Origin of the sequence: Achromobacter sp. MYb9, assembly GCF_002975275.1 — a bacterium.
Lineage (GTDB): Bacteria > Pseudomonadota > Gammaproteobacteria > Burkholderiales > Burkholderiaceae_B > Achromobacter.
Map to the genome: position 1 here is coordinate 41,264 of NZ_PCOQ01000012.1, position 22,103 is coordinate 63,366.

The 22,103-nt window shown below is 63.7% G+C and carries 13 protein-coding genes and 1 tRNA gene; 9 read left to right on the forward strand and 5 right to left on the reverse strand.

Going from position 1 to position 22,103, the window contains the following annotated elements:
- Positions 1–20 precede the first annotated feature (20 nt).
- The 3 genes from ugpA to CQ050_RS17985 all read left to right on the forward strand — a co-directional run bounded on the left by ugpA (position 21) and on the right by CQ050_RS17985 (position 2,989).
- Positions 21–902 carry a sn-glycerol-3-phosphate ABC transporter permease UgpA gene (gene ugpA, locus CQ050_RS17975; RefSeq protein ID WP_105558201.1) on the forward strand — a complete coding sequence of 294 codons (882 nt, stop codon included), beginning with the start codon at positions 21–23 and terminating at the stop codon, positions 900–902.
- Between the two features lie 21 nt (positions 903–923).
- The gene (gene ugpE, locus CQ050_RS17980) at positions 924–1,775 is read left to right on the forward strand and encodes a sn-glycerol-3-phosphate ABC transporter permease UgpE (RefSeq protein WP_105558202.1); all 852 of its coding nucleotides are present in this window, start codon (positions 924–926) and stop codon (positions 1,773–1,775) included.
- 125 nt (positions 1,776–1,900) lie between these two features.
- Entirely contained in the window at positions 1,901–2,989 is a 1,089-nt protein-coding gene (locus tag CQ050_RS17985; protein ID WP_105558203.1) for a sn-glycerol-3-phosphate import ATP-binding protein UgpC, read from the forward strand.
- Positions 2,990–3,099: 110 nt separating this feature from the next.
- Here the strand turns inward: CQ050_RS17985 and CQ050_RS17990 are convergent, their stop codons facing one another.
- The 5 genes from CQ050_RS17990 to CQ050_RS18010 all read right to left on the reverse strand — a co-directional run bounded on the left by CQ050_RS17990 (position 3,100) and on the right by CQ050_RS18010 (position 8,657).
- Positions 3,100–4,002, reverse strand: coding sequence for a MipA/OmpV family protein (locus tag CQ050_RS17990; protein ID WP_233214150.1), 903 nt, complete (start codon positions 4,000–4,002; stop codon positions 3,100–3,102).
- Between the two features lie 65 nt (positions 4,003–4,067).
- Complete coding sequence (locus tag CQ050_RS17995) at positions 4,068–5,168, reverse strand: serine hydrolase (protein WP_105558204.1); 1,101 nt, start codon at positions 5,166–5,168, stop codon at positions 4,068–4,070.
- Between the two features lie 140 nt (positions 5,169–5,308).
- A complete protein-coding gene (locus CQ050_RS18000) occupies positions 5,309–6,616 on the reverse strand; it encodes an ATP-binding protein (protein WP_105558286.1) in 1,308 nt (435 codons plus the stop codon).
- On the reverse strand, positions 6,609–7,310 hold the full coding sequence (locus CQ050_RS18005; RefSeq protein ID WP_105558205.1) for a response regulator: 702 nt from the start codon (positions 7,308–7,310) through the stop codon (positions 6,609–6,611). The genes CQ050_RS18000 and CQ050_RS18005 overlap by 8 nt, the downstream gene beginning before the upstream one ends.
- 219 nt (positions 7,311–7,529) lie before the next feature.
- Positions 7,530–8,657, reverse strand: coding sequence for a branched-chain amino acid ABC transporter substrate-binding protein (locus CQ050_RS18010; RefSeq protein ID WP_105558206.1), 1,128 nt, complete (start codon positions 8,655–8,657; stop codon positions 7,530–7,532).
- 517 nt (positions 8,658–9,174) lie between these two features.
- Between CQ050_RS18010 and CQ050_RS30870 the strand changes: the two genes are divergently transcribed.
- The 6 genes from CQ050_RS30870 (at position 9,175) to wecC (ending at position 22,016) form a co-directional block, all read left to right on the forward strand.
- A tRNA-Pro gene (locus CQ050_RS30870) sits at positions 9,175–9,275 on the forward strand.
- A complete protein-coding gene (locus CQ050_RS30875; RefSeq protein WP_158266064.1) occupies positions 9,249–9,524 on the forward strand; it encodes an alpha/beta hydrolase in 276 nt (91 codons plus the stop codon). Before CQ050_RS30870 ends, CQ050_RS30875 begins: the two co-directional genes overlap by 27 nt.
- Positions 9,525–10,258: 734 nt before the next feature.
- Positions 10,259–17,878, forward strand: a complete 7,620-nt coding sequence (locus CQ050_RS18020; RefSeq protein ID WP_105558207.1) for a type I polyketide synthase — start codon at positions 10,259–10,261, stop codon at positions 17,876–17,878.
- Between the two features lie 20 nt (positions 17,879–17,898).
- Entirely contained in the window at positions 17,899–19,230 is a 1,332-nt protein-coding gene (locus CQ050_RS18025) for an aminotransferase class I/II-fold pyridoxal phosphate-dependent enzyme (protein ID WP_105558208.1), read from the forward strand.
- A 372-nt stretch (positions 19,231–19,602) separates the two neighbouring features.
- Positions 19,603–20,745: a non-hydrolyzing UDP-N-acetylglucosamine 2-epimerase gene (gene wecB, locus CQ050_RS18030; RefSeq protein ID WP_105558209.1), complete on the forward strand. Its 1,143-nt coding sequence runs from the start codon at positions 19,603–19,605 to the stop codon at positions 20,743–20,745.
- Positions 20,742–22,016 carry a UDP-N-acetyl-D-mannosamine dehydrogenase gene (gene wecC, locus CQ050_RS18035; protein WP_105558210.1) on the forward strand — a complete coding sequence of 425 codons (1,275 nt, stop codon included), beginning with the start codon at positions 20,742–20,744 and terminating at the stop codon, positions 22,014–22,016. Before wecB ends, wecC begins: the two co-directional genes overlap by 4 nt.
- The last annotated feature ends 87 nt before the right edge of the window (positions 22,017–22,103 follow it).

A 22,103-nucleotide genomic window follows, 5' to 3' on the forward strand; every position in this document is an offset into this window, starting at 1 on the left:
CTGTACCTTGGGTTCCCCCTATGGAAAAACGCGTTGTATTCGGGCACAAGACCTTGCCCTATCTGCTGCTGCTACCGCAGCTGATCATTACCGTGGTCTTCTTTTTCCTGCCTGCCGGACAAGCCATGTGGCAATCCATGCGGCTGGAAGACGCCTTCGGTTTGTCGTCCGAGTTCGTCGGGCTCGACAACTTCATGGAACTGTTCTCGCAACAGGCCTACCTTGATTCCTTCCGCGTCACCGCCGTTTTCTCGGTGCTGGTGGCGGCTGTCGGTCTGGGCGTGTCCTTGCTGCTGGCCGTCATGGCCGACCGCGTGATTCGTGGCGCGGGACTCTACAAGACCCTTCTGATCTGGCCCTACGCCGTGGCGCCCGCCGTCGTCGGCGTGCTGTGGCTGTTCATGTTTTCGCCTTCCGTGGGCATCCTGGCCGTCGCGCTGCGCAAATCCGGCGTGGACTGGAACCCCCGCCTGGATGGCAACCAGGCCATGATGCTGGTGCTGGTCGCCGCCGTCTGGAAGCAGATCTCGTACAACTTCCTGTTCTTCCTGGCCGGGCTGCAATCGATTCCCCGCTCGCTCATCGAAGCCGCTGCGATTGACGGCGCAAGCCCGGCGCGCCGCTTCTGGAGCATCGTGTTCCCGCTGCTGTCGCCCACCACGTTCTTCCTGCTGGTGGTCAATATCATCTATGCCTTCTTCGACACCTTCGCCGTTGTGGACACCACGACGCAGGGCGGTCCGGGCACGTCGACCTCGATCCTGGTCTACAAGGTGTACAGCGACGGCTTCCGCGGTCTGGACCTGGGTTCGTCCGCGGCCCAGTCGGTCATTTTGATGTTCATTGTGGTTGCCTTGACGGTCGTACAGTTCCGGTACGTCGACCGCAAAGTGCAGTATTGATTTTGTTCGAGGCTAATAACAATGGTTGAACGCCGTCCCTGGCTGGATATTCTGGCCCACGTCATTCTGCTCTGCGGCGTGGCGATGGTGGCATTTCCGCTTTACATCACTTTCGTCGCGTCTACCCAGACCGCTCAGGAAGTGGCGCAAGCGCCGATGTCGCTGATTCCCGGTCCGCACTTTGTCGATAACTACATGCAGGCGCTGTTTGGCGGCTCGTCCGGCGGTTCGTCGGGCGCGCCGGTAGGCCGCATGATGTACGTCAGCCTGATCATGGCGCTGTCGATTTCCATCGGCAAGATCGCGATCTCGCTGCTGTCGGCTTTCGCGGTCGTGTACTTCCGCTTTCCCGGCCGCATGTTCTTTTTCTGGATGATCTTCGTCACGCTGATGCTGCCCGTCGAAGTCCGCATCGCCCCCACCTACAAAGTGGTGGCCGACCTGGGCCTGCTGAATAGCTACGCCGGTCTGACGCTGCCGCTGATCGCCTCGGCCACCGCCACCTTCCTGTTCCGCCAGTTTTTCCTGACGGTACCGGACGAACTCATCGAGGCCGCGCGCATCGACGGCGCGGGCCCCGTGCGGTTCTTCTTCGACGTCCTGCTGCCGCTGTCCAAGACCAGCATCGCCGCCCTGTTCGTGATCCAGTTCATCTACGGCTGGAACCAATACCTGTGGCCGCTGCTCATCACCACGCAGGAAGACATGTACCCCGTCGTCATCGGCATCAAGCGGATGATCAGCGGCGGCGACAGCGTGACCGAATGGAACATCACCATGGCCACCGCCATGCTGGCCATGATTCCGCCGGCGCTCGTCGTCATCCTGATGCAGAAATGGTTCGTCAAGGGTCTGGTCGACACTGAAAAATGACCCCCACGCCGCGCCTTCGGCTTGCTGCCCCCCCGGGGGGCGTTTTCATCTTGAGGCGGCTCGGCGATGAAAAGTGACGCTTGCCCGCCTAGCCCACCCGAACACGACTCCGAACACGAATAAACATGGCTACTCTCAGCTTCCGTAACGTCAAGAAAACCTATGCCGGCAACGTGCCGGTCATCCATGGCATCGACATGGATGTCAAAGACGGTGAATTCATCGTCATCGTCGGCCCGTCCGGCTGCGGCAAGTCCACGCTGATGCGCATGGTCGCCGGCCTGGAATCCGTCACCAGCGGCGACATCGTGATTGACGACAAAGTCGTCAACACCCTGGAACCCGCCGAACGCGACATCGCGATGGTGTTCCAGAACTACGCGCTCTACCCGCACATGACCGTGTTCGAGAACATGGCCTATGGCTTGAAGATCCGTAAGTTCTCCAAGGACGAAATCAAGAAGCGCGTGGACATCGCCGCGCAGATTCTTGAACTGGGCCACCTGCTGGACCGCCGCCCCCGCGCGCTGTCCGGCGGCCAGCGCCAACGCGTCGCCATGGGCCGCGCCATCGTGCGAGAGCCCAAGGTGTTCCTGTTCGACGAACCGCTGTCGAACCTGGATGCCAAGCTGCGCGTGGCGATGCGCCTTGAAATCATGAAGCTGCACCGGCGCCTGGGCACCACCAGCCTGTACGTCACGCACGACCAGGTCGAGGCCATGACGCTGGCCCACCGCATGATCGTCATGTACCAGGGCGTGCCCGAGCAGATCGGCACCCCGATGGAAGTCTTTGAAAAGCCCGCCTCGACCTTCGTGGCCGGCTTCATTGGCTCGCCCCCGATGAACCTGATGGAAGTGCAGGTGGCCGGCGACGGCACCGTGCAGACCACCGACGGCATGGCGCTGGAAATCTCGCCGCTGCAGGTGCCGTCCCAGGTTCGCGGCCGCAAGATCATCATGGGCATGCGTCCCGAACACATGCTGCTGAACACGCAGGGCGTGCCGGCCGAAGTCGAAATGGTCGAAACGCTGGGCTCCGAGCAACTGGTCCATTGCCGCTGCGGCAAGACCACGCTGGTCGTCCGCTGCACCACCCGCCAGTTGTCCGAGTCTTCCGCCAAGGTGGGCGACCGCGTCAACGTGGGTCCGGATGGCCGCCACCCGCTGCACTGGTTCGAAGCCGACACCGGCCGCCGCGTCCAGGGCCTGTAAGCCGCGCCAGCCCCGGGAAAGGGGCGGCGAATCTACGCCGCTTCCCCACGCCGGCTGCCCTGCCCCGTTGCCAGAATTCGCCCCCGCTTGGGGGCGAATCTTTTTTTGCGCTAGTACGTGTACGTCACCATCGTTCCGATGGTGTACTGGTTGCGCGCTTTGACGATGGGGCTGTCGGCCGCATCGCCGAACAGACGCCGCGCCTCGGCGGCGACCGACCAGGACCAGGATTCGCTGACTGGCAGCGTCCACGTCGCGCCCAAGGCGGCGCTTTCCAGGCCGCCCTTGGGGTTGTAGCGGCGATAGCCGGATTTCGCCGATTGGCGATCACTGACGCCATACCAGGTGCGCATGTAGTTACCGTCGCCCAGCGTGCCGCTCAAGGCCAGCGACACCGAACCTGCCGAACCTTCATACACCGTCGTGCTCGCACCCAGATTGAACATCGTGTAGGCGCTGCCCACGTCACGGTCATCGCCCTTCTTGAAAGCGTGCGCCACCGTCGCCGACAGCACGACGGGCCCAAGCGCCGTTTCCGCATCCATGCCAATCTGCGCACGGCTTTTGATGTCGCCCATGCCGCGCAGCTTGTCCGAACCCTGGAAGCCCTTCTTGTGGTCCTTGCGCGACGCGCTGGGCGCCACATAGAAGCGGAAAGTGCTGTCCAGCGCCTGCGTCTCCCAGCCTAGGCCGTGGTCGGTTCCCAGGAAAAAACCGTGGGGGCTGCGCACGCCCAGCCCCACGATGGGAACGGCAGAACTCTCGTCGCTACCGCTGTAGCGCGGCGCATAACCCACGCCTGCCGTGCCGTAGAACGTCCATTGCCCTTCCGGCCGATCGCTGCCCGTCACCACCGTCAAGCCCCGGGAACTTGCGCCCCGCTGCCCGTAAACCGAACCACCGTCCGCCACCGAAAGATCGGCGGCGACCGCGGCAAGGTTCGGCGCGGCGGCCAGCAGACTGGCGACAGCCACGCGGCGCGGAACGAAAGACAAAGGGAAAAATCGCTTCATAACAGCATCCAGGAAACGAGGTTGATGAACGGAGGGGCAGACGCGGCGCGCCTGCCAGACAAAACTCAGTCGGCGTTGGCGCCTTGCTTGGCTTGCCGCATCAAGCGCATGGCCAGCGTCGACACCGAGGCCACCAAGGGCTCGCCCGTGTCGGAATTGCTCATCACCAGAACGGCAAGCTTGTCTTGCGGCGCAAGCAGGTAGCGCGAGTGGAAGGCTTCCGTGGCGCCACTGTGCTCATACAGGGAGACCCTTCCAACCAGATCGTCGCCGCAGGGCGCCGCCAGCCAGGACAGCGCCAGCCGGCAACTCAGGTCCAGGCTGGCGCCAGAGACCGTTTCCAGGTTCAGGACGGCCAGGGCTGATTCGTCCTTCAGGACGCGTTCGCCGCGGAATACGCCGCCCGCGAACAACATGCTGGAAAAGCGCGCCATTTCAGAGGTGCTCATCCACAAGCCGTCGGCAGCCTCGTTGGGCTGTGCCGTTTCGACCCACGGCACGCCACGCCGGAATCCCGCCGCACGCAACTCCAGCATGCGGGCGTTCGCCTGGTAGCCTGCGCGTGGCATGTTCAAAGGGTGCAGGAGCGTGCGCCGCACATAAGCGTCTAGCGGCTCTTGAGTGGCATGCGCCACCATGTCTCCCAGCAGGGCGTAAGCCATGTCGGCGCGGGCCCGGCCCATCGTGTCTTCCAGGGTGGCCGGGTGCAAGGTCAACAGGTTGCGCGCGGTGTAAGGGGCCGCCCCCATCCATTGCATTGCGTTGCGGCGCGGCTCGACGTGCCAATCGGGCAGGGTCTGACCCGCCGGCGCATCAAGCGGCAAGCTGCCGTCGTCCGCCGCGCGGAACACGCCGGCCGCCGTGACGATCTTGCTGATGGCGCCTACGCGATAGAGCGTATCGCTGGTCGCCGTCCGATGCCGTGCGGGGTCCGCATAGCCAAAGCCCGTGCTCCAGACAACGCGCTGGTCGTCCACGATCGTGATCGACAGGCCAGGCACCTTGTGCTTGCCCATGTCATAGGGAATCCGCTGCTCCAGATAGCCAAGAACCGCGTCGTAATCGCCTTTGGCAATGGCGGGCGGCGCGGCGGGCGGCAGATGCTGGCACCCGCCGGCGGCGGCCAGCAACGTCCCGATGGCGACCAGGCGGCTAAGGGAAAACATGGCTTGCGGCAAACCCTCTTCAACGAGAATGCCGTCATGCTATCCACCGGCCAGGTCCGGATCTTTCCCGCTTTGTATGGAGTTTGTGAAGATTCGGCGGGCGCTTTGTGAAGTTTCTTTACGCCTGCATCCGCCAGGCGTCAGACGGCCTTCCAGCTGATGACGAAACGCGCCCCGCCCAACGGGCTGTCCGTGGCCAGCGCCGTGCCGTTATGCCACCTTGCCACCCGGCTGACGATGGCCAGCCCCAGGCCCGTGCCGCCCGTGCCGCGGTCGCGGCTTTCATCCAGGCGGATAAAGGGCTCGAAGATGCGTTCGCGGTCGGCGGGCGGCACGCCCGGACCGTCGTCGTCCACCATCAGCACATATTCCTGCGGGGCCGGACTGGTCAGGCTCACCTGCACTCGGTCGCCCGCATGACGGATCGCGTTCTGCAGCAGGTTCAACAGCGCCCGCGTCATGTAGCGCTGGTGCAGCCGCACCTGCGGCACGCCGCATTCAGACACGACGCAATGCACGCCGGACACTCCGGCCTCGTAAGCGGCGTGTTGCACGACGGAATCCAGCCACCCGCGCGCATCCTGCGCCCGCAGGGCGACGTCATCGCTCTTGTGCTCAAGGCGGGCATACATCAGCAACTCGGACGCCATGCCGTCCAATTCCGCCACATCGCTTTTCATTTCTTCGACCAGGCGCTTGCGAGCATCCGGATCCGCCTCACGGTCAATCATGTCCAGCTCGAAAGACAAGCGGGCGATCGGCGTGCGCAGTTCATGCGACACGGCGTTGGTCAGGTCGCGCTGATTGCTGATCAGTGCACCGATGCGGTCAGACATCTGGTTGAAGGTATCGCCCAGATTGCGAATGCTGGAATGCCGCGACAACCCCGCCCGCGCCTGGAGATCCCCCTGCCCCATACGCTGCGCCGCAGTCTTCAGCGCTTCCAGGTCGCGCCAGATGGGTAGCGCCCACACCAGCATGAACGCGCACAGCAGCAGCCCCAGCGCGGAATAGATCCCGGCGATCACCCACGGGCCGATGGACGGCTCGGGCGGCAGCTTGACTTCAATCCACTGCGCGCCGGGCCCCGGAATGGCGGCCACGAACGTCATCAGCTTGTCACGCTGAAAGAACCCGCCCTCCGCGATGGTCTTGCGCTCTTCGTCCGTCAATTGATAGCCGTCTGCTTCATAGTCCGCAGGAGCCAGCACCTTCAACCCAAGGCCGTAATGCGGCGCCAACGCATCGCGCACGTAGGCAGCCCGCTCCTCGGGCGCGACCCGGCCGATTTCCTGCGTCAGGCTGTGAAGCTGCCCTCGCACTGCTTCGCGCACATAGGAATCATTGACCGGCTCGAAGAAGTAATTGGCGGTTCGGTCGACCACTTCGTTGGAAATGACGAAACCGATGGCCAGCACCACGAAAAGCCGCAGGACAAACTTAAGCATCACCACCCTCGTGTGCCTTGGGCGAGAACAGATAGCCCTTGCCCCACACGGTCTTGATGCGCGCGGGATCGCGCGGGTCGTCATCGAGCTTGCGGCGCAGCTTGCTGACGCAGACGTCGACGCTGCGGTCCAACCCGTTGAACTCGATACCGCGCACGGCGTTCAGCAAGTCGTCGCGCGTAAGCACCTGGCCGGCCTGGCTAGCCAGCGCCCACAGCATTTCGAATTCCATCGTCGTCAGGTCGACTTCGACGCCGGCGTGGACGACGGCCCGCGTGCGCCGGTCAATGGCGAGCGGCCCGAACTCCAGGTGCTCCGGCGGCTCGTCCAATTGGTTGTGGCGCCGCATCAGCGCCCGGATCCGCGCCAGCAGCACGCGGGGCTCGACGGGTTTGATGACGTAATCGTCAGCGCCGGACTCCAGCCCCAGAATCTGGTCCAGGTCGTCCTCGCGCGCGGTCAACATCAGAATGGGCGCGGACGAAAACGCGCGCAGGTCGCGGCACACCTGCAGCCCGTCGCGGCCGGGCAGCATCAGGTCCAGGATGGTGATCGCCGGTTCGTGGCGGCGAAACGCCTCTACGGCATGATCGCCACGGTAGGCCTGGGCGACGTTGAACCCGTGTTGTTCCAAAAACTGCGCGATCAGACGCGACAGCTTGGGATCGTCTTCGACTAGCAAGGCCTTGGTCATAGTTCTGACAAGAGTAGGTCTAGGGGCCGCAACGCCTTCGCGTGCGGAGAGCCGGGCGTTCGACACCGCTGTTGCGGTCCAGTTCCCGGCAGGCGTCGCGCCAATGCAAAAACCGGGCCGGAAGTCTATGGCTTCCGGCCCGGTGGTCATGCGGACGCTTTCGCGTCTGCATCCGATGCCGCGGGCCGTGGGGCTATTGCCTCCCGGCCCGCCAGGGCATCACTTATAGACGGTCTTGGAACCATCCTTGTGCCAGGTGAACACGTCGAACGAGAAGTTCGTCAGGTCGCCTTGCTTGTTCCAGGACACCTTGCCGATCGGCGTGTCGAAGGAATTGGCGTGCAGGTACTTGGCGACCTTGGTGGGGTCGTCCGAGCCCGCGCCCTTGATGCCGTCCGCGATGACTTGAGTGGCCGTGTAGGCCGTCATCTGGAACGCGCCGCCGGCGTTGCGCTTCTTGGCTTCGAAAGACTTGACGATGTCGGCGTTGGCGGCGTTCTGGGTAAAGTCGGCCGGCAGGGTCAGCAACATGCCTTCGACGGCGTCGCCGGCAATGGCGTTGATGTCCGGATTGCCCGCGCCTTCCGGACCCATCCACTTGGCCTTCACGCCTTGCTCGGCTGCCTGACGCAGCAGCAGGCCCATTTCCGGGTGGTAGCCGCCGTAGTAGACAAAGTCGACGCCTTGGCTCTTCAGCTTGGTGATCACGGCCGAATAGTCGCTGTCACCGGCGTTGATGCCTTCAAACACGGCAACCGGCACGCCGCCCTTCTCGAGGTCGTTCTTGACCGCCGTGGCGATGCCCTGGCCATACGACTGCTTGTCGTGCAGCACGGCGGCTTTCTTCGGCTTGATCTTTTCCAGCACGAACTTGGCGGCGGCGGGACCTTGCTGGTCGTCGCGGCCGATCGTGCGGAAGATGAACTCGTAGTTCTTGCCGTCCGTGAGGGCCGGCGCCGTGGCCGAAGGCGTCACCATGACGACGCCTTCATTGTTATAGATGTCGGCGGCGGCGATGGTCGCGCCCGAGCACACGTGGCCCACCACGAATCCGATCTTGCTGTTGACGACGCGGTTGGCGGCGACGGGGCCCTGCTTGGGTTCGCAGCCATCGTCGATCACAACGGTTTCCAGCTTCTTGCCATTCACGCCACCCGCGGCGTTGATGCGTTCGACAGCCGTGTCGACGCCTTCACGGACCATATCGCCATACTGAGTCACCGCGCCGGTGGTGGGGCCCACCACGCCGATCTTGATGGTTTGCGCTTGCGCTCCCGCCGCAAACGTCAGGCCAGCGGCGACGCCCAGCGCCGCAATGACCGGGGTCAGACGAAATACTGGCTTCATGAGTGGACTCCTCTAATCGCTTGTAATCGTTGGTTTTTGAACCGGGCGGACGCCGGAAAACGATGTGGTCACGCCCCGTTACTGTGCATGTGCACGGCAAGCATACACTGAAAAAACCCTGTATTTGGAGCCCATCCGGCACGACTTCCGGCGTCCTCCGGGCACGTGGGTGCCGCATCGCGCACAGGCCCCGCTTTATACCCGGCGCCATATATGCAAAAGACGATTTATTCGTTTGAGTTACTAGGGCCGCGCGGCATGATGGCCGCCATGAGACTCCAACCGATCATCGTCCCCGGATGGAAAAACTCCGGACCGGACCACTGGCAATCACGCTGGGCGACCCTGCTGCCCCATGCGGTGCGCATCCAGCAGCGCGACTGGGAAAACCCGGCGGCGCCCGAATGGATCGCGACCCTGGCGGCGGAAGTCGACCAGGCCCGCAGCCCGGTGCTGCTGATCGCCCATAGCCTGGGCTGCCTGATCAGCGCCGCGCTGCCCGTCCCCTTGCGGGCAAAGGTCGCCGGTGCGCTGCTGGTGGCGCCGGCGGACGTGGAATCCGCTGACGCGCCAGCCTGCTTACGCGGGTTCTTGCCGATTCCGCGCCAGCCCCTGCCATTCCAAAGCGTCGTGGTCGCCAGCGACAACGACCCCTATTGCCGCCTGGAGCGCGCCCGCGCCTTCGCGCAGGACTGGGGTAGCCGGGTCATCGTGCTGCCAGGGGCCGGGCACATCAATGCCGACAGTGGCCTGGCGGATTGGCCCCAGGGCCTGAAGATATTCGGCGCGCTGCGCCGCCGCGCCTCCTGGCGTATCCCGACCCCGGCCAAACGGATTCCACCGGTGCCGGTTTGCGGCGTGTCCTGATTGGACCTTAGCCGCAAGTTACACCTACCCTGCCTGCGAAAGCACGCCGCCCGGCGTGCTTTTTTGCCACAGATTCGCGAGCATCCCCGCGCATTGCCACCCAATTTGCCCTCTTTGTCATGTGATTCTTGCAAACCTTGCAAGTCATGACAAAAAAAGGCCCGCCTTTCATCGCGTCTGAATCGTTTTGATTAATCTTGCCCAATACAAGTTACAAATGATTGATATCCTACGGCCCCGGAAGCTTAACGACAGCGAAACGTAAGGATCGTTCCACGGGTTGCCTGTGTGCCCGTGGTTACCTGCGCGGGCTCAAACAGCTGAATCCTCGGTATACAGTAAAATCAATCTGTTTAAATCAATTTGTTTCTGCGCGTGCACCGCACAAATGCCCCGCCCTTGCCCAAGCGAGCGGAAGAGAAGGCATTGGTCAGACTGGAAAACAGAACATTCAAGTAATGAGCATAACGAGCATTCTCAAGGCGCTCCGGCAGCAGCGCCCACGCAGTGTCCAGGACAAGGGGGCCATCCGCGCGATGGCAGCAACAGGGAGAACCGCCATATCGGGCCGCATCGGCCGCGCTTGATCGTCAGGCACAGACTCAGTCTTGGTCTGATTGACAAGGCGTCCGGCCATTCCGGCACCCAGGCCGTTACCGGCTCCCATTCCCCCTGCGGCTTGACCGCACTCTCATATTCCGCGTCGCGATACGACGCGGTTGGAAGGACACTGCATGGCTAAGCGCGTTGCCGTCATCGGATTATCATTCCGATTCCCCAGCACCACTGTAGACAACTACTGGCCAGCGCTGCTGGAAGGCCGTGACCTAGTCTCCCGCGTTGCCGAAGACCGCTGGTCCGCCGACGCTTACCTGCACCCCGCCAAGGACCACCCGGGCACGGCTTACACCTTTGCCGCCGGCTCCATTGGCGACATCGCCGGTTTCGATGCCGGCTTTTTCGGCATTTCCCCGCGCGAAGCCGCCCTCATGGACCCGCAGCAACGCCTGCTGCTGGAAATGAGCTGGGAAGCCATGGAACAGGCGGGTGTACGTCCGTCCGCCCTGCGCGGCACGAATTGCGGTGTCTATATTGGCATCGCCAGCTCTGATTACGCCTATCGTCTGGCTGAAGACCTGAACGCCGTCGACGCATCGATGGCCACGGGCAATACCGCCAGCATCGCCGCCAACCGCCTGTCGTATTTCTTCGACCTGCGCGGCCCCAGCATCGCCATGGACACGGCGTGTTCGTCATCCCTGGTGGCTTTCCACCAGGCATGCCGCGCCATTGTTTCGGGCGAATGCAGCCAGGCTCTCGCCGGAGGCGTGAGTCTGCACCTTCACCCTTACGGTTTCATTACATTTTCCAAGGCATCGATGTTGTCGCCCCGTGGGCGCTGCAACGTCTTCGATGCGGCAGGCGATGGCTATGTCCGTTCAGAAGGCGGCGGCATTTTCCTGCTGAAGGACTACGACCAGGCCGTGGCGGATGGCGACAACATCCTGGCCGTCGTGGCCGGGTCGGCCGTCAACACCGATGGCCGCAAGTCAGGGCTGACGGTGCCCAGCGCCGACGCCCAGGCCACGCTGATGCGCCAGGCCTACGAGCAAGCGGGTATTTCGCCCGCGGACATCGACTACCTTGAAGCGCACGGGACGGGCACCGCAGTCGGCGACCCGATCGAAACGCGCGCCATCGGGGCCGCCCTGGCCCAGCGGCGCGGCAAAGACGCGCCGCTGCCCATCGGTTCGGTCAAGAGCAACCTGGGCCACCTCGAAGCCGCCTCCGGCGTCGCCGGCCTGGTCAAGGCGATGTATGTGTTACAGCATCGCGTGGTGCCGGCCACCATCGGCATCAAGACGCTCAACCCCAAGATCGAGTTCCAGAACTGGAACCTGGACGTCGTCACCCAGAATCGCAAGCTGCGCCAAACAGGCAAGCTGGTCGTCGGCGTGAACTCGTTCGGTTTCGGCGGCGCCAATGCGCACGTAATCCTGGAAAGCGCGCCCCAGCGCAGCCCGGCGGCCGAAGGCAAGATGGCCAAGACCGCTCCGATTCCGGTGCTGGTGTCCGGCAAGACGCCCCAGGCGCTGAAAGCCGCGGCGCGGCAGATGGCGGAGGTCTTGCGCGGCAAGCCTGCCAAATTCCTGTACAACGCGGCCTATCACGCCGCAATGCGGCGCGACTGGCACGCCGAGCGTGCCGTCGTCTTCGGCACCCACTGCAACACCGTCGCCGACCTGCTCCAGCAGTTCGCCGACGACGCAGAGTCCCATCCGGAAGTAACGGTCGGCACGGCCTTGAAATTGGCACGCGGCCCCGTCATGGTCTATTCGGGCAATGGTTCGCAATGGGCCAAAATGGGCCGCCGCTTGTTGGCGGACCCGGTTTTCGCCACCGCCATCGACGAGGTTGACGCGCTGTTCTCGCAGTACGCCGATTTCTCGCTGCACAAGGAATTGGCAGGCGAAAACGGCGACGACCGCTACGAACGCACCGAAATCGCCCAGCCTGCGCTCTTTGCGCTGCAAGTCGGCATTACGCGCATGCTGGCGCAACGTGGCGTCGTGCCCTCGGCCGTTATCGGCCACAGCGTCGGGGAAGTCGCCGCCGCCTGGGCCTGCGGCGCCCTGAGCCTGCCCGATGCCGTTTGCGTCATCTTCCAACGCAGCCGCCTGCAAGGCGAAACCAAGGGCCAAGGCCGCATGACGGCCGTTGGCATCAGCGGGGAAGAAACACTGGCGCTGATCGCCCAGCACAATCTGGGCGACAGAGTCTGCGTGGCCGGCTTCAACAGCAGCCGAGGCGCGACCATCGCCGGTTCGCCCGAGGCGTTGACCGTGCTGGAAGCGGCGCTGGCCGAGCAAGCGCTCTTCTTCCGGCGCCTGGATCTTGACTACGCGTTCCATAGCCCTGCCATGGACGGCATCGAAGCAGGCATCCGCGAATCGCTCGCGGGTATCCAGCCGCGCACGAACGATATTCCGTTCTACTCCACCGTCACCGGCGCCTTGCTGGACGGCGCCTCGCTGACCGCCGACTACTGGTGGCATAACGTACGCCAACCTGTGCGCTTCGAGCAGGCGGCCAACGCGTTGGCCGCCGAAGGCAACAACATTTTTGTCGAGGTCGGCCCGCATCCGCTATTGCGCTCGTACCTGAACGACACGCTGAAAACGGCCGACATGCAGGGCCGCGTGCTCAGCACCGCCACACGCGGCGGCGACGATCCCGAGAAAATCTGGACCGCTGCCGGACAAGTCATTGCCAGCGGCGGCCAACTGGATCTGCAATCGCTCTTCCCGTGGGTCGGGTCGGCCGTGGAGCTACCGGCCTACCCCTGGCAGCGCGAGCGCCATTGGCATCCCACCACCGCCGAATCGCTTGGCCTGCTGTCTCGCCGTCATGTGCATCCGCTGTTGGGGTACCCCTTGCAGCAGCATGAGCACACCTGGCAGAACCAGCTTGACACGCAATCCCATCCCGCGCTGGCCGACCACGTCGTCGGCGATGCCGTGGTATTTCCGGGCACCGGTTTCGCCGAAATCGCGCTGGCGGCCGCGCTGCAGTGGCAGGATGGCGACTACGCCGAGCTGGAAGAACTGGAAATCCACGCCCCGTTGCTGCTGAACGCGTCGCCCAGTAAATTGACGCGCTTCTTGCTGGATGACGCCGACGGCCGCTTCCGCATCAACGCCAAGGACAGCAACAGCACGGAACCGTGGGTCAAACACGCCAGCGGCCGCCTGCTGCGCGAAGCCGGCTCGGCCCGCCTCACGCAAGCCAAACTGGCCTTGCCGAATCGCACGCCCGACTTTACGGGCGACACCCATGAAGTCCTGACGCGCGCCGTCGGCCTGGATTACGGGACCGCCTTCCGCGCCGTGTCGCACGGCTGGATGGAATCGGACACCAGTGTCGTGGCCGTCCTTCAAGCTGATCCCGTCATCCAAAGCGAGCTGGCCGCCACGCATCTGCACCCCGCGCTGCTGGATTGCGCTTTCCAATTGATCATCCAATTGCTGCGCAATGATCCGGCCATGGGTCAAGGCATTGCGTTCGTGCCCGCCAAGATCGGGCGCCTGAGCCTGCGCGCGAAGGCGGGCCAGCCTGCCGCCGCGCGCGTGCGGCTGGAACGCCGGGCGCCACACTCGCTGACCGCCAGTTTCGAACTCTACAACGCCGCCGGCGAGCAGATTGCCGTCGTCGAACAGGCGCGATTCCGCAGCATCCGGCTGCGCAAGCCGGCCGCGGACCATCTCAACTTCCTGGACATCGTCGCCACACCGCGCCCCTACGCGCCGTTTGGCCGCACTGCGTTGGACCACGAAGCACTGCGCGCCGCCGTGGCCAGCGCGGTAGCCGAGTGCGTTGAAGACGGCGCGCACGCGCGCTACGCCGAAGAAGTCGACCCCCTCCTGGAAAGCCTGTGCTATGGCTTTTCGGTGGACGCGCTGCGCCAGCTTGCGCCCGACGGCCAGCTCGTGCCCTACGCATTGATCACCGAGCTGAGCCGCTATGCGCCGGACTCCGCGCTATTGCTGCAACACACCATTGCTCGCGTGACCGCCGCGGGCTACGCGGAAGCCACCCCTGCGGGCGTCCGCCTGCCCGCCTCCGACGACAACGACAGCGGCACCGCGGACATCTGGAACACACTGCTGCGCGAGTATCCGGACTATGCGCAGATCGTCCACGCAGTCGGCCGCATCGGGCTGCATCTGGCCGCCCTGCTGCGAGGCGAAGCCACGCTGGACGCCGTCTGCCCGCGCGCGAGCACACCCGCCTCCATCGGCCGTAGCGCCCTGGGCGCCGCCAGCGGCCAGCGCCTGGGCACCGCATTGCGCGCCGTCCTGGCGCAGGCACAGTCCAATCGCCTTCCGGGCCAGCGCCTGGCCGTGATCGAAGTCGGCCAGGCCGCTCCCCTCTTTGCCTTCAGCTGCTGCGATGCGCTCGATTTCAACGTGGCGGACTACTGCTACGCGTCGAATAGTCCGGATGTGCTGGACCACGTCATCCACCAGCAAGCCGAGCGCTACCCCAACGCCCGAACCGAGCTTATCGGCGAAGGCGGCGTCGCCCCGACGGCCCAGTGCGACCTGGCGATCTTTCACTGCGAGTTCGACACGCTGGAAGCCGCGCGCGCCGCATTGCGACATGCGCGCGCCAGCCTGCGGGCGGATGGCGTGCTGCTGGTTTGCGGCGCCCACCCCGCCGCCTGGGGGGACTTCGTTTTCGGCGGACGCCGTAACTGGTGGCAGACAAGCGAGGAAGGCGCGCAGTTGTCCACGCAACAACCCGCCGATTTCTGGCTGGACGAACTCCGTACGCTCGGCTTCCTGTGCGACAGTCCGCTTGAATTCTCCGCGTCGTTCACCAGCGGCGCCTATCTGCTGACGGCCCGGCTTGAAGGCGTTCAAGCGCCGACGGCCCTGGTCGACGCCGAAGCCGCGAACACGCCCGCAAACTGGCTGATCCTGGGGGATCGCAACCCCGAGCATGGCGCCGGCTTGGCGCAGTCGCTGGAAACCAGGCTCAAGGCCGCCGGCCACCACGTTCGCGTGGCCATTCAAGCCGCGCCTGAAGAACTGGACGACCTGTTGCGCAACGGCGCGACCGGCCCGGTCAACCACGTCATCCATCTGGACGGACTGGCCTGGACGGACGTCCATCAGTCGCCAGAAGAGCTGCTCGCCCTGCAGACTCGCCGCTGCGCGACCGCAGCCGCCGTCATTCAAGCTTGCGAACGCACGCAAACGGCCGCCACCGTGTGGCTGGTCACCGCGGATGCCGTGCAGTATCTGCGCCATGCGCCGCAAGCGCCCGCAGCCATGCACGCGTTGAATGACGCGGCGCTGTGGGGCTACGGCCGCACGCTGGCCAACGAAGCTTCCAATTACCGCATCCGCATGGTGGACCTGCCGTTGGCGCATGCCGGCGACCTGACCGACGCCCTGATTCGCGAATTGACCTGCGTGGACAGCGAAGACGAAGTCATCTTCGACGAAAGCGGCGCGCGCTACGCCCCGCGCCTGCGCCATACGCCACGTCCCGCGCAAGCCGCCGCCGACGATGCCGCATCGCACGCCGTGCGCCTGGACTTTGAATTTCCCGGCCAACTGCGCAACCTGCGATGGGAATCCTGCCCGGCGCCGGCACCGGCCGATGACGAACTTGAAGTTCGCATCGAAGCTACCGGCCTGAACTTCCGCGACGTCATGTACGCCTTGGGCCTGCTGTCCGACGAAGCCATCGAAAACGGCTTTGCCGGTCCGACGCTCGGCCTGGAGTTCTCGGGCACGGTCACTCGCGTCGGTTCGGACGTGGACGGCTACGCCGTGGGCGACGCCGTCGTCGGTTTCGGCCCGGCCAGCTTCGGCGACCGCGTGTTGACCAAGCCCAGCGCCATCTCTCACATTCCCGAAGGCTTCTCGTTCGAAGCCGCGGCAACCATCCCCAGCACGTTCTTCACGGTCTACTACGCCCTGCATCACCTGGCGCGCCTGGAAGAAGGCGAGAAGATCCTGATCCACGGCGCAGCCGGCGGCGTCGGCATCGCCGCCATTCAGTTCGCCCAATGGCTTGGCGCAGACATCTACGCGACTGCGGGCTCCGACGAAAAACGCGATCTACTGCGCCTGCTGGGCGTGCGCCATATCTATGATTCGCGCTCGCTGTCGTACGCCGACGAAATCCTGGCCGACACCGGCGGGCGCGGCGTGGACGTTGTGCTGAACTCGCTGGCTGGCGAAGCCATCAACCGCAACCTGCGAGTGCTGAAGCCGTTTGGCCGGTTCCTGGAACTGGGCAAGCGCGACTTCTACGAGAACACCCGCATCGGCCTGCGCCCGTTCCGCAACAACATCAGCTACTTCGGCATCGACGCCGATCAGCTAATGAACGAGCGCCCGGACCTTACCCAACGTCTGTTCGGTCAGATGATGGCGCTGTTCCGCGAAGGCGCGCTGCACCCCTTGCCGTATTCCGTCTTTGACGCGAACGATATCGTCGACGCCTTCCGTTATATGCAGCAGGCGCGCCAGATCGGCAAAATCGTGGTCACGTACCGCAATGGCATCAGCGGCATCCATACCGCTACGCGGCACGCCACAGCCGGCCTGACGCTGCCGGCCGACGCCACCTATCTGGTCACCGGCGGGCTGGGCGGATTCGGCCTGCGCACCGCGCAATGGCTGGCCGACAAGGGCGCCCGCAATCTGATTTTGATCAGCCGCAGCGGCCCCGTCAGCGAAGCCGCAAAAACCGCCCTGGCGGCGTTCGAAGCGCAAGGCGTGCGCGTCCACGCAGCCGCCTGCGACGTGACGGACCGCGACGCGCTGGCTCGCCTGCTCGACGAGACGGCCGGCACCATGCCTGCCCTCCGAGGCATCGTCCACGCGGCGGTCGTCATCGACGACGGCTTGGCGCGCAGCGCAACACCCGCGCAGATCGAGCGCACGCTCGCTGCCAAGGTACTGGGCGCCCAGCACCTGCATGAGCTGACCCGCGCCCTGCCCCTGGACCTGTTCATCTTCTATTCGTCGGCCACGACCCTGTTCGGCAACCCCGGACAGAGCAATTACGTCGCCGCCAACGGCTGGCTGGAACGCCTGGCCGCGCAACGCCGCGCGGAAGGCCTGCCGGCCACCTGCGTACGCTGGGGCGCCATCGACGACGTCGGTTTCCTGGCACGCAACCAGAAGATCAAGGACGCGCTGCAAGGCCGCATGGGCGGAGGCGCCCTGGCTTCGCAAGTTGCCCTGGATGCTCTGGAAGACATGATCGTCGCCGATGTGTCGGGCCTGGGCGTGCTGGAACTGGATTGGCGCGCGTTAAGCCGCTTCCTGCCCACCGCCAACCTGCCGAAGTTCTCGGAAATCGCCCGCCAGGCCGGTGACAACGGCGATGACGACAGCGGTGCGGACGACATCGCCCACCTGATCGCCACGCTGGACGATGCCGCGCTGCACGAGCGCTTCACCGACATGCTCAAAGCCGAGATCGGCGAAATCCTGCGCGTCTCTCCCGACAAGATCGAAGCCACGCGTTCGGTCTACGACATGGGCCTGGACTCGCTGATGGGCGTGGAACTGGTGGTGGCGCTGGAAAACCGTTTCGGCATCCGCTTGCCGGTGATGGCGCTGAATGAAAGCCCCACCCCTGCCAAGCTTGCCGAAAGACTGGTGCTGCTATTGCGCGACGAACACGACGATCAAGGCGACGCAGTGACCGCCAGCGTCCAGCACGTTGTCGCAAGCCACGCCGCCGAGGTCGGTTCCAGCTCCGTCTCGGATTTCGTCGACGAGATCAAGATGAACGGCAGCCTCCCCATGCAACGCATGATCCAGTAGGTCGGAATTAATTGAGCACCATGAAGAAACTGCCTGGCCTTACTGCAGGCATTAAAGACAAGTTGATCCAGCAGGCCCTGGAGCGCAAGCTGCGCCAAGCCGCCGCACCAGGCGGCCAGGCACCCGCGCGCCCGGCCGAGAAGAAGGCCGAAATCCCCGAGGAACACTACCGGTTCCACCTGCATCCCGGCTATCAGCAATTGCGCATCATCAACGATGGCGCAAAGCGTCTGGGCGTGAAGAACCCCTTCTTCAAGCTGCACGAAAGCACCGCCGGCGCCGACACGCGGATCGGCGGGCGCGAGTTCATCAACTACGCCAGCTACAACTACCTGAGCATGTCGGGCGATCCCGTGGTGATCGCGGCGGCAAAAGCCGCGATCGACCGATACGGGACCTCGGTGTCGGCCAGCCGAGTGGTTTCGGGCGAACGCCCGGTGCATCGCCAGCTAGAACAGGAAATCGCGGCGCTGTACGGCGTGGACGACGCGGTCACCTTCGTCAGCGGTCACGCGACGAACGTCTCGACCATCGGCTATCTGTTCGGCCCCCGCGACCTGGTCCTGCACGACGAACTGATCCACAACAGCGTCCTGCAAGGCATCCAACTGTCAGGCGCCCGCCGCTTGCCCTTTCCTCACAACGACTGGGAAGCGCTGGATACCATCCTGAACGAGCAACGCCACCAGTTCGAGCGCGTGCTGATCGTGCTGGAAGGCATCTACAGCATGGACGGCGACTATCCGGACCTGCCCCGGTTCATCGAGATCAAGCAACGCCATCGCGCTTTCCTGATGGTCGACGAAGCCCATTCCCTGGGCGTCATGGGCGCGCGCGGGTTTGGCATCCGCGAGCATTTCGGGGTGGCGGGCAGCGACGTCGACATCTGGATGGGAACCTTGAGCAAGACCCTGGCGGGCTGCGGCGGATACATCGCAGGCGAAACCGCCCTGATCGAACACCTCAAATTCCTGGCGCCAGGCTTTCTCTACAGCGTCGGCATGCCGCCAGGCGTTGCCGCGGCCTCGTTGGCGGCGTTGCAGCGCATGAAGGAATTGCCGGAACGCGTTGCCGCGCTGCAAGCGCGAGGGCGGTATTTTCTGGAACAGGCAAAGATGGCCGGTATCGATACCGGGATGAGCGCGGGCTTGGCCGTGGTGCCCGCCATCGTCGGCAGCTCCCTGAAGGCCACGCGCCTTTCGGCCCGGCTGTTCGAGCTCGGCATCAGCGTCCAGCCCATTCTGTATCCGGCCGTCCCCGAGAAGTCGGCGCGCTTGCGCTTCTTTATTTCCTGTGAGCATACCGAGGAGCAGCTTCGGCATACGGCAACACTCTTGCGCGCCGAAATGTGATTCAACGCCTCTGGCGGCTAATAGGAGAGCCTTAAAAATTAACATGGAACACATATACTTTCATTTTCCACCGAATGGCGCTCCGTCGTCATATCAACTGCGCAATTGTCTAGATAGACTGGCCGGAATTCTGAAAGGTCGATGTATTCAGACGTTAGTTTTATTCGGAACTTTACGCATTAAGAAATAAATGTAGCGATTTGAAATATGTTGCCGTGCAGCAGCCCCGGCAATTGATTCATACTGCAGAGCTTTCTAGGGACTGAATAGCTTCGCCGTATCAGGATCGAAATATATACCCGCACGCCAGCTGTCCAGTCTTCAAGACGCTTAAAAGAAGCGTCTTCTATTTTTTCGGAGCCTCCGTCGTTCATGAAAGTTCTAACGGTATTCGGGACGCGGCCGGAAGCCATCAAGATGGCCCCCGTCGTCGCAGCGCTTAACGCCCATGCCACTATCGATTCGCGCGTATGCGTAACGGGCCAGCACCGGCACATGCTTGATCAGGTGCTGCAGCTGTTCAGCATCAAGCCCGACTACGACCTCGACATCATGCGTCCTGGCCAGGATCTGTATTCGATCACTGCCCGAGTCCTCGAGGGTATGCGCGACGTACTCCAGGATTTCCGTCCCGATTACGTGCTGGTACATGGCGACACCACCACCACCCTGTCGGCTTCGATGGCGGCGTTCTACGCCCGCATCCCGGTCGGCCACGTCGAGGCGGGGCTTCGTACGCACAATATCTATTCCCCCTGGCCCGAAGAGGCCAATCGCCAGATCACCGGCGTGCTCGCATCGCTGCACTTCGCCCCCACCGAGCAGTCCCGCCAAAATCTGCTGGACGAAAGCAAGCCCGAGGACGCCATCCTGGTGACGGGCAATACCGTCATCGATGCGCTCCTCACCGTGCAGTCCAAAGTCAAAGAGAACGAACAGCTGCGCAACGCGTTGCACGAGCAATACCCGTTCCTTATTGGCGACAAGCGTATGGTGCTGATTACCGGCCATCGCCGCGAGAACTTCGGCGGCGGCTTCGAAGCAATCTGCCAAGCCATCCAGCAGTTGTCGCTGCGCTACCCGGCAATGCAGTTCGTCTATCCGGTGCACCTGAATCCTAATGTCCGCGAACCGGTCAACCGCCTGCTGCGCGACTTGGACAATGTGCACTTGATCGAACCCCTGGAGTACGAGCCCTTCGTCTACTTCATGGGAAAGAGCTTCATCATCCTGACCGATTCCGGCGGCATCCAGGAAGAAGCGCCCTCCTTGGGCAAACCCGTGCTGGTCATGCGCGACAACACGGAACGGCCGGAAGCCGTAGCCGCCGGCACCGTCCGGATGGTGGGCACGGATCCGGCACGCATCGTCCAGGCCGTGAGTGAACTCGCCGACAACGATGCGGAATACCAAAAGATGGCCTACGCCCATAACCCCTATGGGGACGGGCAAGCCTCGCCTCGGATCGTCCAGGCGCTCCTGAACCACTTTCAAACCCAGCAAACCTCGAAATGACGCAGAACACCACTACCTCAACCGTTTCGGTCATCGGCCTCGGCTACATCGGATTGCCCACCGCGGCAATGCTCGCCTCCCGCCAGGTCAAGGTCGTCGGCGTCGACATCAACCAGCACGCGGTCGACACGATCAACCGCGGCGCCATCCACATTGTCGAACCCGGCCTCGAGAACATCGTGCAATCGGTGGTCAAGGAAGGTTGGCTGCGCGCGACCACCAAGCCGGAACCCGCTGATGCGTTCCTGATCGCCGTGCCCACCCCGTTCAAAGGCGACTACGAACCCGATCTGTCCTACATCCAGGCCGCCGTCGAAGCGATCGCACCGGTGCTGCGTCCGGGCAACGTGGTCATCCTGGAATCCACCTCGCCGGTGGGCACCACCGAGCAAATGGTGCAATGGCTGTCCGAACTGCGTCATGACCTGAAGCTGCCCTTGCAGGGTAGCGTCGACAGCGACGTCTACGTGGCCTACTGCCCGGAGCGCGTGCTGCCCGGCCAGGTCGTGCGTGAACTCGTGGAAAACGACCGAATCGTCGGCGGTATCAACCCGATCTCCGCGGAAAAAGCGAAGAGCGTCTACAAGCTGTTCGTCGAAGGTCAGTTGCTGGAAACCAATGCCCGCACCGCGGAGATGTCCAAGCTTACGGAAAACGCGTTCCGCGACGTGAATATCGCCTTCGCGAACGAACTCTCGCTGATCTGCGACAAGCTCCAGATCAATGTGTGGGAACTGATTGGCCTGGCCAACCACCATCCGCGAGTCAATATCCTGCAGCCCGGCGCCGGCGTAGGCGGCCACTGCATCGCGGTGGACCCCTGGTTCATCGTGAACAAGACGCCCGAGCAGGCGCGCCTGACTCGTACTGCCCGCGAAGTCAACGACTCCAAGCCGCACTGGGTTTTCGGACAAATCGAAGCGGCCATCCACAAGGTCGAAGCTCACGGTACGCCGCAGGGCAAGGTCAAGGTCGCGCTGTTGGGCCTGGCATTCAAGCCCAATATCGATGACCTGCGTGAAAGCCCTGCCCTGCACATCGCCCAGGAAATCAGCGAGAAAATCGATTGCGAACTCTATTATGTAGAGCCGTATATCGAGGAGCTGCCCAAATCGTTCAAGCGCGGCACGCTCTCCTCGCTGAATCACGTGCTGCGCGAAGCCGACGTGGTCGCGGTGCTGGTCAAGCACAGCCAGTTCACCGAAGCGCCTCTGACCGTCAAGCAAGGCGCGCACCTGGTCGACGTGGTCGGATTGCCCTCCAAACGTTGACCCCCTTATCCGGCCAGGCGGCGTGAACCAGAAGCCGCCTGCCTGACCGTGACCCCGGACGCTCATCCTGGCAAGGCCTGCCAGATC